Origin of the sequence: Sandarakinorhabdus sp. (genome assembly GCF_031422795.1) — a bacterium.
Classification (GTDB): Bacteria; Pseudomonadota; Alphaproteobacteria; order Sphingomonadales; family Sphingomonadaceae; genus Sandarakinorhabdus.
Genome location: NZ_JANPML010000088.1, coordinates 1 through 10,459 on the forward strand (window position 1 = coordinate 1; position 10,459 = coordinate 10,459).

At 65.8% G+C, this 10,459-nt stretch carries 13 protein-coding genes; 8 read left to right on the forward strand and 5 right to left on the reverse strand.

Annotation, left to right across the window (positions count from 1 at the left end; all coding sequences use genetic code 11):
* Positions 1 to 732 (reverse strand): alcohol dehydrogenase catalytic domain-containing protein (locus RMO81_RS03430; protein ID WP_310474339.1); only part of this gene is annotated, 732 nt, incomplete at its 3' end.
* A gap of 181 nt (positions 733 to 913) precedes the next feature.
* Here RMO81_RS03430 and infA point away from each other — a divergent pair.
* Positions 914 to 1,174: a translation initiation factor IF-1 gene (gene infA, locus RMO81_RS03435; RefSeq protein ID WP_017668801.1), complete on the forward strand. Its 261-nt coding sequence runs from the start codon at positions 914 to 916 to the stop codon at positions 1,172 to 1,174.
* Positions 1,175 to 1,294: 120 nt separating this feature from the next.
* On the forward strand, positions 1,295 to 1,627 hold the full coding sequence (locus tag RMO81_RS03440; protein WP_310474341.1) for a hypothetical protein: 333 nt from the start codon (positions 1,295 to 1,297) through the stop codon (positions 1,625 to 1,627).
* A gap of 18 nt (positions 1,628 to 1,645) precedes the next feature.
* On the opposite strand, the gene RMO81_RS03445 is transcribed toward RMO81_RS03440, so the two are convergent.
* Both RMO81_RS03445 and RMO81_RS03450 read right to left on the reverse strand, forming a co-directional pair.
* Positions 1,646 to 2,101 (reverse strand): DUF192 domain-containing protein, encoded by a 456-nt coding sequence (locus tag RMO81_RS03445; protein WP_310474342.1) that lies wholly within the window; start codon positions 2,099 to 2,101, stop codon positions 1,646 to 1,648.
* Complete coding sequence (locus RMO81_RS03450) at positions 2,101 to 2,661, reverse strand: cold shock domain-containing protein (protein ID WP_310474343.1); 561 nt, start codon at positions 2,659 to 2,661, stop codon at positions 2,101 to 2,103. The genes RMO81_RS03445 and RMO81_RS03450 overlap by 1 nt, the downstream gene beginning before the upstream one ends.
* Before the next feature lie 183 nt (positions 2,662 to 2,844).
* On the opposite strand from RMO81_RS03450, the gene RMO81_RS03455 reads away from it, so the two are divergent.
* Genes RMO81_RS03455 through RMO81_RS03480 form a run of 6 tightly spaced genes read left to right on the forward strand, consistent with a single transcriptional unit; the run spans position 2,845 to position 7,673 of the window.
* Positions 2,845 to 3,447, forward strand: a complete 603-nt coding sequence (locus tag RMO81_RS03455; protein ID WP_310474344.1) for a carbon monoxide dehydrogenase subunit G — start codon at positions 2,845 to 2,847, stop codon at positions 3,445 to 3,447.
* Complete coding sequence (locus RMO81_RS03460) at positions 3,432 to 4,403, forward strand: XdhC family protein (RefSeq protein WP_310474346.1); 972 nt, start codon at positions 3,432 to 3,434, stop codon at positions 4,401 to 4,403. The genes RMO81_RS03455 and RMO81_RS03460 overlap by 16 nt, the downstream gene beginning before the upstream one ends.
* On the forward strand, positions 4,400 to 5,986 hold the full coding sequence (locus RMO81_RS03465; protein WP_310474347.1) for an NTP transferase domain-containing protein: 1,587 nt from the start codon (positions 4,400 to 4,402) through the stop codon (positions 5,984 to 5,986). The genes RMO81_RS03460 and RMO81_RS03465 overlap by 4 nt, the downstream gene beginning before the upstream one ends.
* 30 nt (positions 5,987 to 6,016) lie before the next feature.
* Positions 6,017 to 6,490, forward strand: coding sequence for a MarR family transcriptional regulator (locus RMO81_RS03470; protein ID WP_310474348.1), 474 nt, complete (start codon positions 6,017 to 6,019; stop codon positions 6,488 to 6,490).
* The gene (locus RMO81_RS03475) at positions 6,487 to 6,939 is read left to right on the forward strand and encodes a PaaI family thioesterase (RefSeq protein ID WP_310474349.1); all 453 of its coding nucleotides are present in this window, start codon (positions 6,487 to 6,489) and stop codon (positions 6,937 to 6,939) included. Before RMO81_RS03470 ends, RMO81_RS03475 begins: the two co-directional genes overlap by 4 nt.
* Positions 6,936 to 7,673, forward strand: a complete 738-nt coding sequence (locus RMO81_RS03480; RefSeq protein WP_310474350.1) for an SDR family NAD(P)-dependent oxidoreductase — start codon at positions 6,936 to 6,938, stop codon at positions 7,671 to 7,673. Before RMO81_RS03475 ends, RMO81_RS03480 begins: the two co-directional genes overlap by 4 nt.
* Before the next feature lie 76 nt (positions 7,674 to 7,749).
* Here the strand turns inward: RMO81_RS03480 and RMO81_RS03485 are convergent, their stop codons facing one another.
* Together RMO81_RS03485 and RMO81_RS03490 are read right to left on the reverse strand one after the other, a co-directional pair.
* The gene (locus RMO81_RS03485) at positions 7,750 to 8,487 is read right to left on the reverse strand and encodes a Bax inhibitor-1/YccA family protein (protein WP_310474351.1); all 738 of its coding nucleotides are present in this window, start codon (positions 8,485 to 8,487) and stop codon (positions 7,750 to 7,752) included.
* Positions 8,488 to 8,583: 96 nt separating this feature from the next.
* On the reverse strand, positions 8,584 to 10,459 hold a 1,876-nt coding region (locus RMO81_RS03490), incomplete at its 5' end, for an FtsX-like permease family protein (RefSeq protein ID WP_310474352.1).

Genomic DNA, 10,459 nt, shown 5'->3' on the forward strand with positions numbered 1-10,459 from the left:
ATCACCCGAAACGTCCTTGGGATTGACGAAATCGGTCATTCCGAACTGGCGGCCCCAGGTTTCGCGATCCGGGTTGATGTCCACGCCCACGATCTGATCCGCGCCGACCAGCCGCAGACCCTGGATGACGTTCAGGCCGATGCCGCCCAGGCCAAAAACGATGCAGCGCGCGCCGGGCTCCACCTTGGCCGTGTTCACCACCGCGCCCACGCCAGTGGTGACGCCGCAGCCGATGTAGCAGGCCTTGTCGAACGGCGCGTCGGTGCGGATTTTCGCCACAGCAATTTCGGGCAGCACGGTGAAATTCGAAAAGGTCGAACAGCCCATGTAGTGGAAGATGGGTTGGCCCTTGTAGCTGAACCGCGTCGTGCCATCGGGCATCAGCCCCTTGCCTTGCGTGGCGCGGATCGCGGTGCACAGGTTGGTCTTGCCGGAAAGGCAGCTTTTGCACTGCCGGCATTCGGGCGTGTAGAGCGGGATGACATGATCGCCCGGTGCCACGCTGGTCACGCCGGCGCCCACTTCGCGCACGATCCCGGCGCCTTCATGGCCCAGAATCGACGGGAAAATGCCTTCGCTATCCTTGCCTTCCAGCGTGTAGGCATCGGTGTGGCAAATCCCGGTGGCCATGATTTCCACCAGCACTTCGCCGGCGCGGGGGCCTTCCAGATCGACCTCGACGATTTCCAGCGGCGTGTTGGGCGCAAAGGCGACAGCGGCTCTGCTTTTCATGGTTCTTCCCCTGTTGAGTTATGAGCACACCTGCCTTGCAACCACCCGGCTTGCCAAGGGGGAAGGCTTGCATTTTTCATGTGTTCGGGCCATTGGGCAGGCCGGTCGCCGTGGAAAGCCACAGGCGGCGCGCTCAATTCAGGATCATACATGCACTTTACCAGCGGATATCAGGCGTAACATGCCGAAAGAGGAAATCATTCGGATTGAAGGTGAAATCACCGAAATCCTGCCCGACGGGCGTTTCCGCGTGAAGCTGGAAAACGAGCACGAGATCATCGCCTACACCGCCGGCAAGATGCGCAAGAACCGCATCCGTTCGATCGTGGGCGACCGGGTGCATGTTGAAATGACGCCTTATGATCTCGACAAGGGCCGCATCGTCTTCCGCGAGAAGACCACGCCCATGCCGATGAACCAGCGGCGTTTCTTCCGCCGCTGACGCGGACAACGAGGATCTGGGCAGACGTCGAACCGGGCGTTTGCCGCGATTGCCGTTCCCCATTGCGAACCCGCGAAACATAGAAGTCGCGCCGCAACAATAATCTGTTACGGTGCCGATATGGCTCGTTACATTGTTTCTGCGTTGAAGGCTGTTGCCACCCCGGCTGGTACGGTGCTCGATCGCATCGTGGGGCCTGGCTGGATGGCCACTCCGTCCTCCCTGCTCGATCTGATGGCCGATGGCGGCCATGAATTCGTGCTTGATGGCAGCAGCCATTCACTGGCGGCGCGGCGCGATCGCGCTGGCAATATTGCCATCCTGGTGGTGGATGATCAGGGCCGGGAAGTGGCGCCGAGCAGCCTGCCGCACTGGCAGATGGAAATGCACCGCGGCACTCAGGTCAAGGCTCAGGCCTGGTGGCAGCGCCTGCTCGATCCCGACGCGCGCTGATCGACCCGACTATCCTGATTAACGACGCACGCGGTCGCCCGGCTTCAGCCCGATCCGTTCCGCCTCACCGGCCACAAGTTCGATCACATCCGCCGTAATACCGGCCGAGTTGAGCACTTCGCGCGAATAAGGCGTGCCGCGCCGTACGTTCAGCACCCGCCCCGCCGGCGAGACATAGATGATGTCCAGCGGCAGCGGCGTGTTTTCCATCCAGAAACCGGTGGCGCGCGGCGGTTGCATCGGAAAGGCCATGCCGACGCCCGGCGCCATGGAATCGCGGAACATCATGCCGCACGCCTGCTCTTGCGCCGATGCCGCAATCTCGATCTTGTAGGTGAAACGGCCCTTGGCGGTTTCAAACGACACTTTGGATGTGCGCAAGCCGCTGTTGGGGCAGGTCGCGGCACCCGCTGGCGCCAAGGGCACCAGCAGGGCAAGACTGAACAGGACGGCGGCGGATCGTGCTGGGTTCATCACTCCGGCGTATTAGCCGGTTGTGCCGCAACCGCCAAGGGACCCTTGTGCCCGGGTGCCACCCGCACTTCCAACGCCTGGCCCGGCTGCAATTCGGCCAGCCCGGCCCGACGCACGGTTTCCATGTGGATGAAAATATCTTCGGTCTCGCCCGGCCGCACCACGAAACCATAGCCTTTCAGCCGGTTGAACCACTTGACCAGCGCCGGTTCGAACGGCCCGGCGGCGGCCAGCATGGCCTGCGGATTGACGCGATCAGCCGCGCGGGCGGCGGCGGTTTCCGGATCCGGTCCCACGGCGGTGGTGAGATCGAGATCGATAATGCGGCGCGCCTGGCGGCCGCGATCGCGTGCGACCACGATGCAGGTGAGCGTTGCGCCTTCCGGCAAGGTGCGGCGACCCAGTTCGCGCACCAGGCTGAAATGCACCAGCACATCCGTGCCATCGCCCGCCGATGGAACCATGAAACCATAACCCCGAACAGGGTCGAACCACTTCATCGTGCCACGCACGATCACTTCATCAGCGGCAAGCTGTGTCGCTTCTTCGGCGCTCGTCATCAAATCCCCCAAACCCTACAACGCACGTCGCACACCCCACAGCAAACTCAACCACATCGGATTATTAACGGAAAGTTTTTAAATCGCAATGATGCTTTTCGGCCCATGATTGACTTGTGATGCAAAACTGGCATCGAAAGACAATGGTCGCAGCCCCACGGCCTTGAACTGGAAAGAGACTTTATGGACCTTGCAGGATCGGTGGAAATCGCCAGCCCGCGCCATATTTTGTGGGCGGCGCTCAACGATCCCGATGTGTTGGCCCGCTGCATCGACGGTGTCGAGCGTTTGACTCGCACCGAAGCCGACGTGCCGGAGTTCGATGGCATCATGCAGGCCAAGGTTGGCCCGGTGCGGGCGCGCTTTGCCGGAACCGTGCGGCTGGAAGATATTGTTGCACCAGAAAGCTATCGTCTGGTGGGCGAAGGCAAGGGCGGAGTCGCCGGTTTTGCCAAGGGCAGCGCCGATGTCGTGCTAACCGAATTGGGCCCGGCCAAGACGCAACTGGATTATGTCGTGAAGGCTCAGGTGGGCGGCAAGCTGGCCCAGCTTGGCGCGCGACTGGTGGAAGGGGCCGCAAAGCAATATGCCGAAGCCTTCTTCACCAAGCTGAAGGCCGAAGTGGAGGCCCCGCACGTCGATATCGTGGCCCTGGCGGCTGCTTCCGATCAGGCCGCAGCCGCCGAAACGGAACCGGTGCCCGGTGGCCTGTCGGCAATGGTCTGGGGCACCGGCCTTATCGTCGTCACCCTGCTCTTCCTGGTCTGGCAATGGTCCGGAATGTGAACCAGAATGCGGATCTCACAAGCGTTGGCCGCGACGAGGATCTGACCACTCTGGCCACCGCGCTGGCATGGGCACAGGCCGGCCACGGCGTGGCGATTGCCACCGTCATCACCACCTGGGGATCAGCACCGCGCCGCGAGGGCAGCCATCTCGCCATCCGGGCTGATGGCCTGTTCGCCGGCAGCGTGTCGGGCGGCTGTGTCGAAGCCGATGTGATCCTGGCCGCACAAGATATGATCGCGGCGCAGGCCGGCCACGCCGTGCTGGATTATGGCGTGGCCGACACGGTGGCGTGGACGGCGGGCCTGGCCTGCGGCGGTCGCATTGCCATCCTGGTGCAGCGCCTGGCCGATGATGCACTGCCACCGCCGCTGTTGGCCGATGTGCTGGCCGCCACCGCTGCCGGGCGCATGGCGGCGATCAGCAGTGATCCCGCCACCGGACGCGCCGGATCGGGCGACGGCGGCCCGTTCGTGCGCCGCTATCCGCCGCCGCGCCGGCTGTTCATCATCGGCGCCGTGCACATCGCGCAGGCGCTGGTGCCACTGGCCAATGCGCTGGGCGTGGTACCGGCCGTGATCGATCCGCGCGGGTTGTTTGCCGCCGATGCGCGCTTCGGCGGGCTGGAACTGGATCGCCGTTGGCCGGATGAGGCCCTGGCCGGCGCGCTCAATCCGGCCTCTGCCGTTGTGGCGCTCACCCATGATCCCAAGATCGATGATGTGGCGCTGGCCGCGGCGCTGGAATCGCCGGCCTATTATATCGCCGCGCTGGGCAGCCGGAAAAATCATGCCGGCCGGCTGGAACGGCTGGCCGCGCAGGGTTTTGGCACGACCGAACTGGCCCGCATTCACGGCCCGGCGGGCCTGGCCATCGGCGCCACCGGCCCCGCCGAAATCGCGCTCTCCATCGCCGCGCAGATGACCGCGGCGTGGCGAAGCGCCTTGGTGGCATGAAATTCGGGCCGGTACCGCTGGCGCAGGCCGCAGGGTGCCTGCTGGCGCACGGGCAACAGATCGGCCGCCGGCGGCTGCCCAAGGGTCATGTTCTGGGCGCTGCCGATCTCGCCGAAGCCGCCGCAACAGGCCTTGCCGAACTGATCGTCGCGCAACTTGAACCCGGCGACGTTGCCGAGGATGATGCGGCTGCCGCGCTGGCGGCCGCGCTGGCAGCAGCGCAGGTTGGGCCCCAGCCATCATCGGGACTGGCGGCGCTGGCGCCGGTGCATGGCCGGGTCAATCTGGCGGCGACTGTCGATGGCTTGTTCAGCGCACCGCCCGGCATGGTGGCCGCGGTCAACGCCGTGGACGAGGCCCTTACCCTCGCTGCGTTGCCCAATGGATCGCGGGTGACGGCAGGTGCCATTGTGGCCACCATCAAGACCATCCGTTATGCCGTGGCGCAAACCACACTGGCCGCTGCGGTTGCCGCCGCCAAACCCTTGCATGTGCATGGCTTTCGCCCGCTATCGGTGGGCCTGATCGCCACCACCCTGCCCGGCACCAGCGCCAAGGCGCTGGCCAAGCTGGAACGGGTCACGGCCGCGCGCATCGCAGCGCTGGGCAGCCATCTCGATACCCAGCCCCCCTGCCCGCACGACAGCGCCGCGCTGGCGGCTGTGTTGGCCGGCGCCACCGCAGATCTGTTGCTGGTGGCCGGCGCGTCGGCCACGGTCGATCGCGGCGATGTCATCCCGCAGGCCATTATCGCTGCCGGCGGCGTGGTCGAGCGGCTGGGCATGCCGGTCGATCCCGGCAATCTGCTGGTGCTGGGCCGCATCGGCGGGCGCCCGGTGATCGGCCTGCCCGGCTGCGCCAAGAGCCCAAAGCGCAACGGCCTTGATCTGGTGCTGGAACGCCTTGCCGCTGGCCTGCCCGTCACCGCCGAAACGATTGCCGCCATGGGCGATGGCGGCCTGTTGCCCGAAGCCGAACGCCCCGAACCGCGCGGGCGGGCCAGCGCACCAGCAACGGTCGGTGCCGTGGTGCTCGCCGCTGGCCGCGCCAGCCGCATGGGCGGGCCGCACAAGTTGCTGGAGGATTGGCGCGGGCAACCCATCATCGCCCACGTGATTGATGCAATTGCCGCCGCTGGCTTGCCGCCGCCCATCATCGTGCTTGGCCATGCCGCAGATGCCGTGCGGCACGCCTTGTCCGGACGGCCGGCGCGCTTTGTTACCGCCGCCGATTGGGCCGAGGGTATGGGCCGCAGCCTGGCTGCTGGTATCGCTGCCGTGCCGGCGGAATGGGATGCGGCGCTGGTGTTCCTGGCCGACATGCCGCGAATCGAGCCGACCCTGATTGCAACGCTGGCCGCCACGCCCGGCCAGATCGTGCTGCCCAGCTGGGAAGGCCGGCGCGGTCACCCGGTGCGCTGGCCGCGCGCGGCATTTGCGCAGTTGATTGGCCTGGCCGGCGATGTTGGTGGCCGCGCCGTGATGGCAGATTATGCCCTCACGCCGGTGCCGGCGCTTTCGGATGCCGTGCTCGACGATATCGACACGCCTGCTGCTTTGGCCGCGCTGCGCAATCAATCTTGATTATCTGCAATTGCAGATTATTCTGCGGATATGAGTATCCGCCTGCCCGAATCGCCCAGCACCAGCCTGCCCCCTGGACCGGCAGGATTGTGCACGGCGGCCAAGGTGCGGCGGCTGTCGCGCCAGATCAGCCAGATTTATGATGAGGCGCTGGGCCGGCATGGCCTGACCATCGGCCAGTTCGGCCTGCTTGCCTGCCTGTCGCGGCGGCGCGGATTGGGCATTGGCGCCTTGGCCGATCGTATGGCAGCCGATGCCTCCACCGTTTCGCGCCTGGTCAAGCCACTGGCCAGCGACGGCCTGCTGCGTATCGAGATTGACCCGGCCGATCGGCGGGGCCGCCTGGTCTGGCTCACCGAACCCGGCCACCAGCGCCGCGCCGCCGCACAAGCCGGCTGGCAGTCCGCACAAGACGTGATGGAGCAGCGATTGGGCGGTGGCCGGCTGGCAGCGCTGCGCTTCCTGCTGGATGACAGCTACGAACGATTGGAGATCGCAGAATGACTGCAATTACAGGTAAAATTGACGGGCTTGCCCAGATGCGCGCACTGGCGGCTGGCACTGGCAGGGGTGGCAGCGGCATGGGCGCGTTGATGGCGATGGACGGTGGCGAGGCCGGCGAAGGCACGATGACCATGCACGCGCTGCCCGGCACCCAGCATGGCAATCCCATCGGCATCGTGCACGGCGGCTTTGCCGCCACCTTGCTCGACAGCGCGATGAGCTGCGCTGTCCACACCACGCTTTCCGCCGATGAAACCTATGTGACCACCGATCTGCATGTCAGCTTCGTGCGGGCCATCACGCCGGCCACCGGCCGGGTGACCGCGCGCGGCGATGTGGTGTCGCGCGGGCGACGGCTGGCGACGGCGCGGGGCACATTGGTGGATGAACGCGGCAAACTGCTGGCCACCGGCATCGCGACCTGCATGATCATGGGTGTCGGCGCATGAGCGGCACGGCAATGAAGGGCGCCGCGGTGGTGATTGGCGCTGGCGATGCCACTGGCGGCGCGATCGCTGCCGCCTTTGCCCGCGACGGATTGGTGGCGGTGCCGGTGCGGCGCACAGCCGACGGATTGGCACCGCTGGCCGCGCGCATCGCTGATGAAGGCGGGCGCTGCCTGGCCGTTGGCGCCGACGCCCGGGACGAAGCGGCGATGATCGCCCTGTTCGACCGGGTCGAGCGCGAAATCGGCCCGGTGGAGGTGCTGGTGTTCAACATCGGTGCCAATTCACCGATGGGCATCCTGGACGAGACGGTGCGGCGTTACACCAAGATTTGGGAAATGTGCGCGCTGGCCGGCTTTATCACCGGGCGCGAGGCCGCCCGCCGCATGAGCCCGCGTGGACGCGGCACCATCATCTTTACCGGCGCAACCGCCTCCCTGCGTGGATCGGCGGGCTTTGCCGGCTTTTCCGGCGGCAAGTTCGCATTGAGAAGCCTGGCGCAGGCCATGTCGCGCGAACTGGGGCCAAACGGCATCCATGTGGTGCACAGCATCATCGATGGCGCCATCGACACCGAGTTCATCCGCAGCCAGTTTCCCGACCGCTATGCCCTCAAAAGCGAGGACGGCATCCTCGACCCGGAAGCGATTGCGGCGGAATATGTCCGCCTGCACCACCAGCCCCGATCCGCCTGGACGCACGAGTTTGATCTGCGGCCCTGGATGGAACGCTGGTAAGCCGCCAACTCCGTACAGAAAAAGGCCCGGCAGGTTTCCCCGCCGGGCCTTTGTTCTTTGGCCGAAGCCTGTCTGCTTAGTCCCTGTTGCCCATGAAGCTGAGCAGGAACTGGAACAGGTTGATGAAGTTCAGATACAGGGTCAGCGCGCCCATGATGGCGGCCTTGCCAGCGAAATCGCTGCCGGCAACCTGGTAGTACAGTTCGCGCAGGCGCTGCGTGTCATAGGCGGTCAGACCAGCAAAGATCAGCACGCCCAGGATGTTCACCGCCAGCTGCAAGCCACTGGATTGCACGAAGATGTTGGCGATCGACGCGATGATGATGCCGATCAGGCCCATGAACAGGAAGCGGCCCATCGCGCTCAGGTCCTTCTTGGTCGTGTAGCCATAAAGGCTGAGCGCGCCAAAGCTGGCGGCCGTCACAAAGAAGGTCTGCGCGATCGACGCGCCGGTGTAGCGGGCGAAGATCGTGCTCATCGACACGCCCATCAGCGCGGCAAAGGCCCAGAACATCATCTTGAGCGTGGTTTCGCTCATGCGGTTGATGCCGAAGTTCATGCCCAGGATCATCGCCAGCGGGCTGGCAATGGCGATCCAGCCCAGGATGGTGGGTGAACCGACCTCATTGAAGAACACGGCAAAGAGCGCCGGGGTCGAGAACACCAAGAGTGCCACGAGGCCGGTGAGCAGCACGCCCGACGCCATATAGTTGTAGATCGACAGCATATAGCTGCGCAGGCCGGCGTCATAACCGGCATCTGCTGGGGCCCGGGCCCCAAAAGCGCCAAGCCGGGGGTCCACATTATTGGCCATGAAAAACTCCTCCTGTGACCGGCGATTGGCCGGCGACACGTGTAATATCGGGCATCCCGGCTGAATTTTCAATGACTGATGCGCCGGAACGCCGCTTCACAACTGTCGCAGCACGCTTGCTGGCCGCGCCGATAGCGCCTGCCAGTTGCCAGCCAGACCCAGCACCACGGTCACGACCGCACCAACGCCCACGGTCAGGAAAACGCGCAGCCAATCCGGGGTCCAATCCAACTTGAAGATTTGCGTCACCACAAACCAACCCGCCGCGCTGCCCAACACCAGCGCCAACCCCGATACGATGGCGGCGAGCAGGCCATATTCGGCCAGTGTCGCCGCCGCCACCTGGCCGCGCGTGGCGCCCAGCAGTTTCAGCAGCACGGCATCATAGGTGCGCGCCCGCGCGCCGGCAGCCAGCGCCCCCACCAGCACGGCGATGCCGGCCGCAACAGTGACGCTGGCCGCGGCGCGGATTGCTGCAGACAATTGGCCCAGCAACGTCTGCACCTGGCCGATCACATCCTTCACCCGCACCACCGACGCTGTCGGGAAGCGGGCTGACAAGGCGCGGGCCACCGGGCGTTCGCGGTCGGGCGCCACCTGCACCGTGGCCATCCAGCCATGCGGCGCCGCTTCCAGCGCGCCGGGCGCGAACAGGATGGCAAAGTTGAAGCCGAACGACTGCCAATCAATCTTGCGCGTATTGGCGATGCGGGCGGTGATGTCGACGCCCAGCACCGAAACGCTGAGTGTATCACCCACCTTCAGGCCCAATGCCTTGGCGGCATCATCGTCCAGGCTGATCAGCGGCGGCCCGGCATAATCGCGCGGCCACCATGTGCCGCTGACCAGCGTGTTGGCCTCCGGGAAATCGGCGGCGTACGACAGGCCACGATCGCCGCGCAGGATCCAGCCTTCGGCCCCGGCTTTGATCTGTTCGGCCGGGACTCCGTTCACCGCCGTCACCGGGCCGCGCAAGCTGGGCACGATCACCGTGCGGCCGCCTGGTGCTGTGCGTTCGACCAGTGTCGAAAATTCGGCCTTTTGATCATTGGGGATGTCGAGCACGAAGAAGCTGGGCGCGCGGGTCGGAATGGTGCGGTTGATCTGGCTGGCAAGATTGCCCTCGATGGTGGCCAAGGTGGCAAACAGGGTGAGGCCCAGGCCCAGTGCCACCACCAGATTGCGCGTCGGCGCGCCGGGGCGATGCAGATTGGCCAGCGCCAACCGGGCCAGCGTGCCCTTTGGCTTGGGCGCCCGCGCCGCCAGCCACTTCACGGCTCCGGCCAGCAACCACAGCACGACAATCAGGCCGAGCGCGCCAGCCAGGAAGCCCATCACGAACAATTGTTCATCGGCCAGCACCACGACCAGCACCAGCACCGACAGCGCTGCACCGGCGATGATCGCCAGGGTCGCGGCATTTGGCCGGGCGCGCTGTTCGGTCAGGCTGCGCAGCAGGCGCGCCGCCGGCATGGCAGCGCCCTGTGCCAGTGGCCACAGCGCAAAGGACAAGGCGATGGCAAAGCCGTACCACGCCGCCTGCGCCAGCGCCCCCCATTGCAGCCCACTGGCCGGTGGCACCGGCAGGCTGGCGGCGGCGATTTGCGCCACGGCAGCCGGCGTCGCGGCACCGATGGCGAGGCCGATCAAGATGGCGCCAGCCGATACCAGCGACAATTGCCACAGATAGACGGCGCGCACCGTCGCACTATCGGCACCCAGCACTTTCAGCGTGGCGATGGTGCGCGTGCGGGCGCCCAGATAGGCCGATACGCCGCCGGCCACGCCCACGCCGGCCACGACCAGCGCGGTCAGGCCGACGAGGCTGAGGAACTGGCCCAATTGGGTGACGAAATTGCGGGTGCCGGGTGCGCCATTGCTGCGGTCGCGTACGCGGCCCCCATCCTTGGCGACGGCTTCCAGCCGATCACGCGCCGCATCGACCGAGACGCCGGGTTTCAGCTTCACGCGC